The sequence below is a fragment of the Nocardiopsis ganjiahuensis DSM 45031 genome (assembly GCF_000341085.1).
In the GTDB taxonomy this organism is placed as follows: Bacteria; Actinomycetota; Actinomycetes; order Streptosporangiales; family Streptosporangiaceae; genus Nocardiopsis; species Nocardiopsis ganjiahuensis.
On the sequence record NZ_ANBA01000015.1, the window covers coordinates 122,619 to 135,762 of the forward strand.

At 72.4% G+C, this 13,144-nt stretch carries 9 protein-coding genes; 5 read left to right on the top strand and 4 right to left on the bottom strand.

The window, feature by feature from the left end; translation table 11 throughout:
* Nucleotides 1-234 precede the first annotated feature (234 nt).
* Nucleotides 235-3,459, top strand: coding sequence for a PHP domain-containing protein (locus tag D458_RS0122095; RefSeq protein WP_017588914.1), 3,225 nt, complete (start codon nucleotides 235-237; stop codon nucleotides 3,457-3,459).
* Nucleotides 3,460-3,616: 157 nt separating this feature from the next.
* Here D458_RS0122095 and D458_RS0122100 read toward each other — a convergent pair whose 3' ends face one another.
* Together D458_RS0122100 and D458_RS0122105 are read right to left on the bottom strand one after the other, a co-directional pair.
* Nucleotides 3,617-5,014 carry an LCP family protein gene (locus D458_RS0122100; protein WP_017588915.1) on the bottom strand — a complete coding sequence of 466 codons (1,398 nt, stop codon included), beginning with the start codon at nucleotides 5,012-5,014 and terminating at the stop codon, nucleotides 3,617-3,619.
* 120 nt (nucleotides 5,015-5,134) lie between these two features.
* Nucleotides 5,135-5,836, bottom strand: a complete 702-nt coding sequence (locus D458_RS0122105; protein ID WP_017588916.1) for a hypothetical protein — start codon at nucleotides 5,834-5,836, stop codon at nucleotides 5,135-5,137.
* A 170-nt stretch (nucleotides 5,837-6,006) separates the two neighbouring features.
* Between D458_RS0122105 and D458_RS0122110 the strand changes: the two genes are divergently transcribed.
* From D458_RS0122110 to D458_RS0122125, 4 genes are all read left to right on the top strand, one after another.
* Nucleotides 6,007-6,672 carry a response regulator transcription factor gene (locus tag D458_RS0122110; RefSeq protein ID WP_017588917.1) on the top strand — a complete coding sequence of 222 codons (666 nt, stop codon included), beginning with the start codon at nucleotides 6,007-6,009 and terminating at the stop codon, nucleotides 6,670-6,672.
* Nucleotides 6,669-8,042: a sensor histidine kinase gene (locus D458_RS0122115; protein ID WP_017588918.1), complete on the top strand. Its 1,374-nt coding sequence runs from the start codon at nucleotides 6,669-6,671 to the stop codon at nucleotides 8,040-8,042. Before D458_RS0122110 ends, D458_RS0122115 begins: the two co-directional genes overlap by 4 nt.
* A 454-nt stretch (nucleotides 8,043-8,496) precedes the next feature.
* Nucleotides 8,497-10,101, top strand: coding sequence for a BCCT family transporter (locus D458_RS0122120; protein WP_017588919.1), 1,605 nt, complete (start codon nucleotides 8,497-8,499; stop codon nucleotides 10,099-10,101).
* Nucleotides 10,102-10,321: 220 nt separating this feature from the next.
* Nucleotides 10,322-11,380 (top strand): ferric reductase-like transmembrane domain-containing protein, encoded by a 1,059-nt coding sequence (locus D458_RS0122125; RefSeq protein ID WP_017588920.1) that lies wholly within the window; start codon nucleotides 10,322-10,324, stop codon nucleotides 11,378-11,380.
* On the opposite strand, the gene D458_RS0122130 is transcribed toward D458_RS0122125, so the two are convergent.
* Together D458_RS0122130 and D458_RS0122135 are read right to left on the bottom strand one after the other, a co-directional pair.
* Nucleotides 11,368-12,021, bottom strand: coding sequence for a TetR/AcrR family transcriptional regulator (locus D458_RS0122130; protein ID WP_017588921.1), 654 nt, complete (start codon nucleotides 12,019-12,021; stop codon nucleotides 11,368-11,370). The two genes, D458_RS0122125 and D458_RS0122130, sit on opposite strands and share 13 nt — an antisense overlap.
* A gap of 101 nt (nucleotides 12,022-12,122) precedes the next feature.
* Nucleotides 12,123-13,082: an NAD(P)H-quinone oxidoreductase gene (locus tag D458_RS0122135; RefSeq protein WP_017588922.1), complete on the bottom strand. Its 960-nt coding sequence runs from the start codon at nucleotides 13,080-13,082 to the stop codon at nucleotides 12,123-12,125.
* Nucleotides 13,083-13,144: the final 62 nt, after the last annotated feature.

Here is a 13,144-nt window from a genome sequence, read left to right on the forward strand (position 1 = left end):
TCGGAACTTCCCGTGGCGGCTGCCACGGTCACCACACGTGCACACGCTGGTCACCACGCGTGCACGCCCTCGCAGGGTCGCCTCCGCCGTTGCCGCGGTGGGCCGGGGCCCGGCCCGGTCAGGGCTGACACGGCCGCTTCCCCTGTCCTGTAGGCCTTGACGCCCTCTGGAGTCGGTGTCGGTCCAGGTCAGGGGGTGCGACGCAACCTCCCGTGCGCTACAGTTATCGAACATTTGTTCGAGTCGTGGTGTCTTTCCCCTTGGCTGCGCTGTCCGTTCTCCAGGGGAGGGGTCTACCTGTTCTCGCATCTGCGGGTCGCCTCGTCGTTCTCCCGGCGGTACGGGACCGCCACCCCGACCGCCCTGGTGGCCCGTGCCGCCGACGCGGGCCAGGGCATGGCCGCGCTCACCGACCGCGACGGGGTCTGGGGCGCCGCCGAGCACGTCCGGGCCTGCGAGTCCGCCGGGCTCCGGCCCGTGCTCGGTGTGGACCTGGCACTGGCCACCCCCGAGGGAGGCCGTGTGGTCGTGCTCGCCCGGGGGCGTTCCGGCTGGGCGGGAGTGTGCCGCCTGGTCACCGCCGCCCACCGCGGCCCGGGGCCGGTGGCCGTCACACCGGAACAGGTGGTGGAGCACTCCGAGGGGGCCGTGGTCCTGCTCGGCCCCGACTCCGACGTGGGCCGGGCCCTGGCCCAGGAACGGCCCGGCCGGGCCCGGGAGCTGTTGGCCGTCTGGCTGGCCACCGGCGCCCAGACGGTGTTGGCACCCCACGACCACGGCGCCCCGGGGCAGCGCCTGCTCGCCCGGAGCATGGTCCGGCTGGCCGACCGGGAACGGCTCCTGGCGGTACTGACCAACGCCGTCCGCTACACCGCGGCCCGCGACGCCGAGGTGGCGTGGGCGCTGGACCGCGTCCGCGCCCACTCCCCCGGCGGCCGCTCCCCCGAACCGCGCACCGCGCACGCCCACCTGGCCACCGGTGCCGACATGCTGGAGACCGCGGTCGGAGTGTGCGCCGGGGACACCGCGCGCGCCCGGCGGCTGCTCGCCCACACCACGGCACTGGCCACCTCCTGCGCCCTGAACCCGGTCGCCGACCTGGGCTGGGGCCGTCTGCACCTGCCCGACCGGCCCCGGGCCCGCGCCGAACTGCGTTCCCGGGTCGCCCAGGGCGCGGCCCGGCGGGGGCTGGACCACGGCCGCCGGGCCCGGGCGGCCCGGGACAGGGCCGCCCAGGAGCTCGCCGTCATCGACCGGATGGGGTTGTGGGAGTACTTCCTGACCGTCGCGGACGCCGCGGCCGCGATCCGGGACAAGGGCATCCGCTGCTCCGCCCGGGGGTCGGCGGTGGGGAGCCTGGTGGTGCACCTGCTCGGCATCTCCTCGATCGACCCCGTCGAGAGCGGGCTGCTCTTCGAGCGGTTCCTGACACCCAGCCGCCCCGGCCAGCCCGACGTCGACCTGGACGTGGAGTCCGCCCGGCGGTTGGAGGCCTACGACGCGGTGCTCGCCTCCCACGCGGGGGCGAGCGCTGCGGTCGGGATGCTGGAGACCTACCGGGCCCGCTCGGCGCTGCGTGACGCAGGGCTGGCCCTGTCCCTGCCGGCGGTGGAGGTGGAGCGGATCAGCCGGGTGTTCCCGCGGGTGCGGGCGAGCAGGATCGGTGAGACCGCGCGCGACCTGCCCGAGCTCCGCCGCCTCGAGGGCCTGGACTCCGCACACGTCCGGAGGCTGTTCCGGCTGGCGGAGCGGTTGGACGGCCTCCCCCAGCACGTGGCGATGCACCCCTGCGGGCTGGTCCTGTCCTCCGAGGACATGGCCGCGCGGGTACCCACCCAGCCCTCGCAGGCCGGTTATCCCGTCACCCAGGCCGACAAGCACGACGTGGAGGAGTGGGGACTGCTCAAACTGGACGTCCTGGGCGTACGGATGCAGTCGGCGCTGGCCCACGCCCACACCGAGATCATCCGTACCACGGGCACCGAACTGGACCTGGAGGCCCTGCCCGACGACGACGAGGGCACCGCCCACCTGATGGCCGGCAGCCACACCCTCGGGTGCTTCCAGATCGAGTCACCCGGCCAGCGCGAACTGGTCTCCCGGCTGCGGCCCCGGACCCGGGACGACCTCGTGGCCGACATCAGCCTGTTCCGCCCCGGGCCGATGGGGGTGGACATGGTCTCCGTGTACCTGGCCGGGCGCCAGGGGGCCGTGCTGCCGGTGCCGCACCCGTCCCTCGAACCGGTCCTGGCGCCCACCGGCGGAGCGCTGCTCTGGCACGAACAGCTCCTTCTGGCCCTGGACGCGATCACCGGCTGCGGGCTGGACCGCGCCGAGGCGATGCGGCGGGCCCTGGGCTCCGAAGAGGGGCGCGCCCAGGTGGAGAGCGAGTTCCGCTCGCTGGCGGGCGGGCGCGGCCACACCCCCGGGGTGGTCGACCGGGTGTGGTCGATGGTGGCCGCCTTCGGGAACTTCGGGTTCTGCCGCGCACACGGTGCCGCCTTCGCCGAGCCCACCTACCAGTCCGCCTACCTCAAGGCGCACTTCCCCGCGGCGCTGTTCGCCGGGGTGATGACCCACGACCCCGGCATGTACCCGCGCAGGGCGCTGCTGCACGACGCGCGCCGCCACGGCGTGCCGGTGCTGGACCTGGACCTGAACGCCTCCGGCGCCGCGTGGAACGTGGAGCGCCACCCCGTGACCGGCCGGTGGGCCCTGCGCCCCTCCCTGTCCGACGTCGGGTCGCTGACCGACGCCGACCGCGACCGCCTCCTCACCGGCCGCCCCTACTCCGACCTGCGCGACCTGACCGCCCGCACCCGGCTGCCCCGCGAGACCCTGGACGACCTCGCCCTGGTCGGTGCCCTGGACGCCCTGGCCGACCCGGGTCCCGGGGCCGGTGGGCGAACCGCTGCCCGGGACCGGCGCGACGTGCTGGTGCGCGCCCGCGCCCTGGCGCGCGCCCGACCGGGCCCCTCGGCCTCCCCGGGGCAGCTCCGCCTGGACTCGGACGCCCCGGTCCCGGCGGGCGCCGGTTCGCTTCCGCCGATGACCCACGCCGAGCGGGTCACCGAGGAGATGCGCGTCCTCGGGTACGAGCTGTCCGGACACGTACTGGACCCGTACGTGGACCGGCTCGCGGACCTGGAGGCCCGCCACGGCCTGGTCACCGCCCACCAGCTGCACCGGGTCCCCGACGGAGCCCGGGTCACGGTGGCGGGGGTGCGGGTGAGCGTGCAGACCCCACCCACCCGCTCGGGGCGGCGGGTGGTCTTCACCTCCGTGGAGGACCGCAGCGGCATCACCGAGGTCGCGCTGTTCTCCGACGCCCAGGAGTCCTCCGCGGCCGTGGTGCTGGGCTCCCGCCTGCTGGTCGTGGAGGGAAGGGTCCGCCGGGCCGCGCCGGGGGCGCTGCCCACCGTCACCGCCACCCGGGTGCGGCCCCTCGACCAGGACTGAGAGGGGCCCGTCCGCTCCTGTCGGACGTGCGCGCGTTCTCCGTCGCCCTCGCGACGGGCGGATCGGTTCGCCCCCCGGGGACGGGCCTACCCGCTCGCCCGCCCGGCGGCTGCGGGGCCGGTCTCGGAGCCGCCGCCCGCGGTCACGGCCGACCGCGTCAGCACGCGCTCTCCGGTGCGGCTTCGGCGGTCTTGCCGCCGAGGTCGTCGGTGACGGACAGCTCGCTCTCGGAGGAGGAGCCGTCGTCGAACCCGGCCCAGTCCGTACCCGCGACCAGCTCCAGGGTCTGCTCCAGCCCTTCGACCTCTTCGGTCTGGGCGTTGCTCAGCTCACCGGCCAACAGCTCGGCCGCCGCCTCGTCACCCGGCCCGTGGTAGACCGTGGTCAGCTCGGGCGCCCGCAGCTCCGGATTGCCGGTGCCGGTGACCACGTAGTCCTCATCGACCAGGACCGCCTGGATCTCCAGGGCCAGGCCCTCGACCCCGGTGTTGTTGACGACCTCCACCGAGATGTCGGAAGGGGTGGCCCCGACTCCCTCGGGTTCCCCCTCCGAGTCGTCTTCGGACCCTTCCCCGAACAGGTCCGCACCGGAGTTGATCGCCTCGAACAGTTCCGAGGCGGCGGGCTGGCTCAGGGCGAGCCGGTTCCCGTCCTCGGCGTGTGCGCCGTTGGGCACCGTCACGAACTGGACCCGGTCCAGGTCCACCTCGCGCATCGAGATCGCGATGTCGGCCATCGTGTCGATGGTCAGGGCGTCATCGGTGGTGATCGAGTCGGTCACCGCGCCCAGGAAGTTGGTGATGGTCACCGGATTGGTCATCACCTCGCTGCTGAGCACCTCGCGCAGCATCGCCCCCATGAACTCCTGCTGGCGGTCGATCCGCGACAGATCACTGCCGTCGCCCTGGGAGTAGCGCGAGCGCACGAACCCCAACGAGTCCTCACCGTCCAGGGTCTGCAACCCCGCGTCCAGCACCAGGTGCGCCTTGGGGTCGTCCACCGGCTCGGGGATGCACATCTCCACCCCGCCGATCGCGTCCACCATGTCCTTGAACCCCGTGAAGTCCATCACCACGAAATGGTCCAGATGCACCCCGGTGACCTGCTCCACCGCGTTCCACTGACACCCCACCCCGCCGAAGGTCATCGCCGAGTTGATCATCCCCTGGTGAGGCGACATGCCCTCATAACCCTCCACGGCCTCGCAGCCGGGCAGGTCCACCATCAGATCACGCGGCAGGTTCACCAGGGTGGCCGCGCCGCTGTCCACGTTGACACTCGCGATGAGCATCGTGTCCGGGCGCTCGCCCTCGGCCTCGCCGTACTCGGCGTTCTCACCCGAGCGCACGTCCGACCCGATGATCAGGAGGTTCATGACCCCCTCTACACTCGTGGGCCGGTCCCACTCGTCGGTGTCCACCTGAGCGGTCGTGATGTTACCGACCAGACCCTGGTACCAGCCGTAACCACCCAGACTGGCGATGATCACCAAGGCGGTGACGACACAGGCGACCCACTGCCCGGCGGACAGCCGAAGGGATGGCGGACGTGACAACCCCGTCTCCTCTCTTGTTCCAACCGGACCGGGCCAGCGTGCCAGTGGTTGCTGAGCCCTTCCTGAAAGGAACCTGAAGACGGCTTTCAGGTGGGGAGCGAGAGGGCCGGGGCGGGCGCCTCAGTCGTTCACGCGGACGTCCGCGACCGCGCCGGAGAGATCGAGGATCACGCTGTACCACTGCCCGTCGGCACCGCGCACCCGCGCCTCCCACCCCCGCCAGCCGTCCTCGTCGACACGGTCGACGCCGGTGGCCTCGGCCCCCTCTCCGACGGCCTCCTCGGCGGCGGTGGCGACCTCCTCCCGGCCGGCCTCGCTCAGGGAGCCCGTGTCCTCCCAGGGGGCCGCTCCCCCGTCGGGGTCCCGGAAGGTCAGTCCGTTGACGGTGAACACACCGGCGTCGTCGCGTTCGGGGTCCCCGTCGGGGGCGTGGCGCACCCCGAGGGTGACCTCGCTCCCCTCCAGGGCGCGCAGTTCCTCCAGGAGGGGGCCCGCGGTGCCGTCGCCGTCGAAGTCCTCCACCACCGGATCGGTGAGCAGCCACGCGCGGGGGCCGAAGTCGACCCCCACACCCCCGACGTACCAGTCCTGCGGAGCGGCACCGGAGCGCAGTTCACCGATCAGCTGCTCGAGGCCGTCGACCGGCCGGGACGTGCCCTCCCCGACCGGGGAGCGGAGCGTGGGGGCGCTCGTGAAACCGTCGAGGCGGATGGTGTCGACCACCAGGTCCGGGTCCTTGGGAAAGAGGTAGCCGCTCACGCCGAGGACCGCCAGGGCGGCCGCGGCGCAGGCGACGAGGGTCGTCCTCCGGCGTCGCATCATCGGTTCCTTCGGCAGTGGGCGGCGGTGGGTCGCTGAGTGGAACCCATTGTCCACCAGCCCCATGATGGGAACCTGAAACCAACCTGAAGCGGGCTTTCAGGTTGCCTTCATCAGGGACTCAGCATTCACCGGCATGCTGGACGGGACCAAGGGAGCGGGGGCGCGGCACGGTGGCGATTCTGGTGGTGGAGGACGAGGAGGGCATCGTCTCGTTCGTCCGGCGTGGCCTGGAGAACGCCGGACACCGGGTGGTGGTCTCCTCCGACGGCATCGACGGTCTGGTCATGGCCCTGTCCCCCGACGTCGACCTGGTCGTCCTGGACCTGGGGCTGCCGGGCCTGTCGGGTGAGGAGCTCCTGCGCCGGCTCCGCCTGCGCCGCCCGTCGGTGCCGGTGATCGTGCTCACCGCCAAGGACGCGGTCGCCGACCGGATCGCCAACCTCGACGCCGGCGCCGACGACTACATGGTCAAGCCGTTCAGCGTGAACGAACTCCTGGCCAGGGTCCGGGCCCGGCTGCGGACCAGCGGGCAGGACCGCGCTGACGCCCTGACCGTCGGCGGCCTCACGCTCGACCTGAGCGGGCACACCGCCTTCGTGGACGGCGCCACCGTCGCCCTGTCCGCTCGGGAGTTCGCCCTGTTGTCGGTCTTCCTGCACCACCCCGGCCAGGTGTTCTCCCAGTCGCAGCTGCTCGACCTGGTGTGGGGGTACGAGTTCGACGGCGCCTCCAACGTCGTCGAGGTCTACATCAGCCAGCTGCGCCGCAAACTCGGGGCGGAGCGCATCCGGACCGTGCGCGGGGTCGGCTACCGCCTGAGCGACGGCGACAGATGAGCCTCACCCGGCGCCTGGTCCTGCGGGCGCTGCTGGTGATGGTGCTGGTGCTCGGCGGCGTCACGGCCCTGACCTACGAGCTGGTCCTCGTCTCCGGCCGCAACGACGTCGACGACCTGCTGCGCCAGGAGTCCGCGCTCCTGAGCGACACGCTGGGGGACCAGCTGCCCGCCGCCGCCGGGCTGGACGGCATGGTCTCGGGCCCCGAGGCCGAGCGTGCCGCGCACCGGGCGTTGGCGATCCGCCCCAGCGGGGTCCGGCACGTGTCGCTGGTGCACGTCAACGGGGTCCGTCTGCAGAGCACCGGCGGCCCCGCGAAGGTCGCGGCGCTCATGCGCGGGGACGAGGCGCCCGCTTCGGCGCCCGGGGTCGCCAGGACCGTGGACACCGGCATCGGCCAGGTCCGTGTGCTGGACACCCTCGTCACCGACGCGTCCGACGAGAAGATCGCCGTCCTCACCGTCGTCGCGCCCTTGGACACCGTCCACGACACAGCGGCCTCGGTTCTGCTGGTCACCGTCCTGACCGGGGGGATCGGCGTCGGCGCCGGCGGGGTCGCGCTGTGGTTGGTGGTGCGCCGCACCCTGGCACCGGTGCGGGAGGTGTCGGCGGCGGCGAAGGAGATCTCCCCGACCGACCTGACCACGCGGGTGCCCGTTCCCGGCACCCGTGACGAGATCGCGGAGCTGGCCACCGAGATCAACCGGATGCTCACCCGTATCGAGGAGGCGGACACCGGCCGGCGCCGCTACCTGGCAGCGATCTCCCACGAGGTGCGCACCCCGCTCGCCGTCGCCGAGGGGCACCTGGAGCTGCTCGGCGGACCGGAGGCGGAGGTCGTGCACGCCGAGCTCGAACGGCTGCGGCGGGTCCTGGAGGACCTCATGGCGGTGGCACGCGGCGGTGACGGGGTCGACGCCGACCGCGGCCCCGTTTTCCTGCCCGACCTGTTCGACGCCGTACGGGCCAGGGTCCGGTCCCCGGCCTTCGCGTCCGACGTGGTCTTCCACGAGGCCGTCCCCCAGGTGGTGCTCGGCGACCAGGCCAGGCTGGAGCAGTGCCTGATGAACCTGGTCTCCAACGCGATCGACCACAATCCGCCGGGCGTCACCGTCGACGTGTCCGCCGCGGTCCGCGGGAACACGGTGGCCCTGACCGTCGCGGACGACGGGCCCGGGATCGATCCGGACCTGCTCCCCCGGGTGTTCGAGCCGTTCGTGACCACGCGCTCCAACGAGGCGGGAGGGCTCGTCGGCCTGGGACTGCCGATCGTGCGCTCCCTGGTCGAGGCGCAGGGCGGCAGCGTGGACATCGAGAGCGGTCCCGGGGGGAGCTCGGTCCGCATCCTCCTCCCCCTCGCCACGGCCTGACCGGAGGGAGGAGTCGGCGGAATCACACCGGGCCGCCGTACGGTCGGGCATTCCCGCCCAGGAGCGGGCCGATCCCGGTCCCGACCGGGTGGGGAGTGGCGCACCCGCTCCCACATGCGAGTACGCTCGCTCGGAGGTTCTCAGCAAATCCTTGGACCCTGCCTACGGCTCGAGCGCTTCCGCGCCGCCGTTCCGGCTTTTCCCGGGGTCCGCCACACGCACCTGGACGCCGACCGCTCCTGACTCCCGGTCCTGAACGGAAGGCGTCCGTCACCATGTGCGCTTCGGGACGGTTCCCCGGATCTCGACCACTCACCGACGAACAGGCGGTTCACTCCCGTGCGATCCATTCCCGGACCCAGAACGGACGGACGCCACGGCCAACCGCCGTGCGACCCCTCATGCCGTGTGTCACCGGCTTTCGTGACCAGCGTCGCGCGAGAGGAGTCGACACATGAATGACTCCACCCCCGCCCGAAGAACCGTCGGGGTGGTCTTCTGGGCCTCCCTCGCCATCTCAGCGCTGTTCGTGGTCTGGGGCGTGGCCGCCCCCGAGCACCAGATGAACTCCATGAGCGCCGCCCTGAACTGGATCACCTCCGGTTTCGGCTGGGCGTACCTGCTCCTGCCCCTGCTCCTGCTGGCGCTGCTGGGCGGTCTGGCCTGCAGCCGCTACGGACGTGTCCGGCTGGGCGCGGACGACGACCGCCCCGAGTTCGCCACCCACACGTGGATCGCCATGATCCTGTGCACGGTGATGGGCATCGGCCTGGTCTCCTACGGCATCGCCGAACCGATCTCGCACTTCGCCACCCCTCCGCACGGCCTGGCTGACCCGGAGTCGTCCCAGGCGGCGGTCCTGGCCCTCCAGTACTCGTTCTTCGACTGGGGTCTGCACGCCTGGGCGATCTTCGCCGTCTTCGGCCTGGCCCTGGGTTACTCGATGCACCGCAAGAAGCGCCCCGGCCTGGTCAGCGCCCTGTTCCGGCCACTGCTGGGACGGCACGCCGACGGCCCCGTGGGCAAGGCCATCGACGTCTTCACGGTGTTCGCCACCCTGTTCGGCACCACCACCTCGCTCGGCCTGGGAGCCCTGCAGATCGACAACGGGCTGAACCGCCTCGTGGGCACCCCCACCGGGACCACCACCCAGATCGTCATCGTGATCGTGGTCACGGCCCTGTTCAGCCTCTCCGCCGCTTCCGGGATCAAGCGCGGCATCCGCTACATCAGCGAGATCAACCTCTCGGTCGCCGCGGTGCTCTTCCTGTTCGTGCTCTTCCTCGGCCCGACCGCGTTCCTGATCTCGCTCTTCCTGGAGTCCTTCGGCCAGTACGGCAGCGAGTTCCTGCTGATGAGCCTGCGTGGCCCCGCCTTCGGTGACGTCGAGTGGCTCCAGAACTGGACGTACTTCATGATGGCCTGGTGGGTGTCCTGGGGCGCCTTCGTCGGCCTGTTCCTCGCGCGTATCTCGCGCGGCCGCACGATCCGCCAGTTCATCCTGGTCGTCCTCGGCATGCCCAGCCTGGCCTTCTTCGCCTGGTTCTCCGTCTTCGGCGGTGCCGCCATCGACCTGGACCTGAATCACGGCACGGACATCGCCGGCGCCACCGCGGCCGACCTCAACAGCGCCTTCTTCGCCACCCTGGCCGAGTTCCCGCTCCCCGGGCTCACGGCGACGCTGGTGGTGATCCTGGCGGTGCTCTTCTTCGTCTCGGGAGCCGACGCCAACACCTACGTGCTGGGCATGCTCACCACGCGCGGCTCCATCCAGCCGCGGACGTCGATCCTGCTGCTGTGGGGGGCGATGACCGGGGCCCTGGCGATCATCCTGCTGCTCTCTGGCGGGCTCGGCGCGCTCCAGCAGACCGTGATCGTGGCCTCGGCGCCCTTCCTCGTGGTCATCGTGGGCGTGGTGGTCAGCTTCCTGCGCGACCTGAGGTCCGAGGACCCGGTGGCGGTCACCGGAGCCCCGACCGCTCACCCCGTCCCGGAGACCGAGGTCCCCGCGGTCACGGTGAGCGAACCGGCTCCGACCCCGGGGCCCCGTCCGGAATGATCCCTTCCTGACGGACGCCGGACACGCTACCCTCCGATGCCTCGGCGGGGGTCGAACCCCTGCCGAGGCGTCCTCGGGAAAATCCCGGATCACGGGAACCGAACGGCGCCCGCCGACGACTTCCCCTGTGCACCGGTCCGTCCCCTTCCCCGCCCGCGCTCACCCCCGCACCCGTCCCCCTGCTCTCCCCGCACCCGCTCACCCCCCAGGGAGCCCGCGCATGTCCTCCTCCCCCGCCCCTTCCTCCTCACCCTCCCGAGGTCCCGGCAAGCCCCGGTTCGACGGCCGCACCCTGCGCACCGACCTCCGGCACCTGCTGTTCGACTCCTCCGCGGCCCTGGCGGTGACCGCGGTGATCTTCGCGGTCCTGTACCTGCGCATCGAGGGCGGCACCTCACAGACCCTGGAGGTCATGCCGTTCCTGGCCGACGCCCAGCGGTACTGGCTCTACTGGGCCTGCCAGGCCTTCGGCTGGTCGGCCCTGCTGTGGGCGTGGATCACCGTCATGCTCGGCCTGGCGCGTTCGGCCAGGCCCCTGCCCTCGTCCCCGGTGACCCACTCCCGGCTGGAGCGCTGGCACCGCGTCACCAGCATCACCACCATCGGGCTGATGTTCGGCCACGCCCTAGCGTTCTTCCTCGAACTCCTCCGGGAGAACGCCGACGGGCTCTCCCCGGCCCCGCTCCTGCTGTCGGCGTTCGTGGACGTGTTCGTTCCCGGCGGCTACTCCTCGGGCACCGGCCAGGTCGCCGTCCTGCTCGGGCTCATCGCCCTCTACCTGGCGGTCCCGCTCGGCCTGTCGTTCTACGTCCGGGCCTGGACCGGGTCCCGGCTGTGGCGGGTCCTGCACCGGTTCGTCATCGCCGTCTACGTCCTGAGCGTGTGGCACACCCTGCTGTACGGGACGAACGTGTGGTTCGACGGCTGGTTCCGCACCTTCGTGTGGGCGATGCAGCTCCCGGTGGCGCTGCTCTTCCTGGCCCGGCTGCTCACGCCGCTGCGCCCCGAGGAGCACCTGTCCCGGTCCGACCTGTCCCGGCTGCCCGGACTGACCCGGCTGAGCGGCCGCCTCCTCGTGGCCGCCGGCACGGTCGTCCTCCTGCTCGTCACGGCGACCGGCCGCGACGGCGGACGGGCCCCGGGGCAGGCGACCGGGGACATGCTCGTCACCCAGCCGATGGTGTGGGGCGGCCTCGCGGTCCTGCTGACCGTCATGGGCGCGGTCGGGCTCGCGGTCCGCGCGTCCGAGCGGGCTCCGAAGGAGGCTCACCCCTCCTGAGCGCGCACGTGGCCGGGCCCGACCTGTTCGGGTGCGGCCGCGGTCGCCGGGTTCGCCACGGTCGCCGGGTTCGTGGCGAACAGCACGTGGACCGCGGCCCGCACGTTCCGGTCGATCACCTCGGGAGAGCCGGCCTCGAGCTTGCCGTCCAGGTGCAGGAAGGCCAGGCCGTGGACCAGGGCCCAGACCGCTGTGGCCAGGGCGTCCGTGTCGGACCCGGGGAAGACCTTCTCCGCGACACCGGTCACGTACTCCCAGAGGGCGGCGGTCGCCCGGGCCCGGCCCTCGTCGTCCGGGTCGCAGGGTTCCACGAACATCACGCGGAACAGCGCCGGGTGTTCGACCGCGAAGCGCACGTAGGCGGCGGCGACGCCGGTGAGGTCGTCGACGGTCTCGGGGTCGGCGTGGGCCGCGGCGAGGTACCCGGCGAGCTCGCGGTAGCCCTCGCCGGCGACGGCGGAGAGGAGCTCGTCCCGGTCGGCGTAGTGACGGTAGGGGGCCGCCGCGGAGACCCCGGCCCGCCGGGCCACCGCGCGGAGTGACAGCCCGCTGCCGCCGCTCTCCTCGAGCAGTTCCCGAGCGGCCCGCAGGCAGGCGGCACGCAGGTCTCCGTGGTGGTACGGGGAACTCGCCCGGGGCACGGATCACACTCCCTCATGGTCACGGCGCTTACAGCAGTCCTCCAATGTAAGCACCGAAGGCGCCACCTCCGTGCGGAGGTGGCGCCTTCGGCAGGTTCCGGTTAACCGTTCACCAGCAGGAGCTTGCCGAAGTGGCCGCCCGCCTCCAGGATCCGGTGCGCCTCGGCGGCGTCGGACAGGGGCACGCTCCGGTCGATGACCTGGCGTACGGCCCCGCTCTCGATCAGGGGCCAGACATGCTCCCGGACCCCGGCCACGATGGCGGCCTTCTGTTCCAGCGGCCGGGAGCGCAGGGTGGTGCCGAACACCGACAGCCGTTTGAACAGCAGGTCGACGAGGTTGAGCGGGGCCTCCAGGCCGTCCTGGAGGCCGATGACGACCAGGCGCCCGCCGGTGGCCAGCGACCGGATGTTGCCCTCCAGGTTCTGGCCGCCGATGATGTCGAGGACCACGTCGTAGGGGCCGTGCTCGGTGAAGTCCCCGGTGCGGTGGTCGACCGCCAGATCGGCCCCCAGTTCGCGCACCCGGGCGGCCTGCTCCCCGCCGCCGACCGTGGTGACCACGCGGGCGCCCCGCGCCTTGGCGATCTGGATCGCCATGGTGCCGATCCCGCCGGAGCCGCCGTGCACGAGGAGGGTCTCGCCCTCCTTCAGCCCGGCGGTCATGAAGACGTTCGACCACACCGTGGCGGCGGCCTCGGGCAGGGAGGCGGCCTCGGCCAGGCCGACCCCCTGGGGCACCGTGAGCAGCTGACCGGCCGGGACGGCGACCTTCTGCGCGTATCCGCCGCCGGTGAGCAGCGCGGTGACCTCGTCGCCCACCTGCCAGCCGGTCACCCCCTCGCCGAGGGCGCTGATCCGCCCGGACGCCTCCAGCCCCGGATAGGGCGACGCGCCCTCCGGCACGGGGTAGAGCCCGACTCTCTGCACCGCGTCCGCGCGGTTCACGGCGCTGGCCGCCACGTCGACGAGGACCTCACCGGGCGCGGGCACCGGGTCCTCGACATCGGTCCACTTCAGGACCTCGGGGCCGCCGAACTCGTCGATCGTGATCGCCTTCATACCGCTCCGTTCACAGGGCCGGACCGGGCCGCCGAAGGCGCCCGATGTATGCACTGTTCACA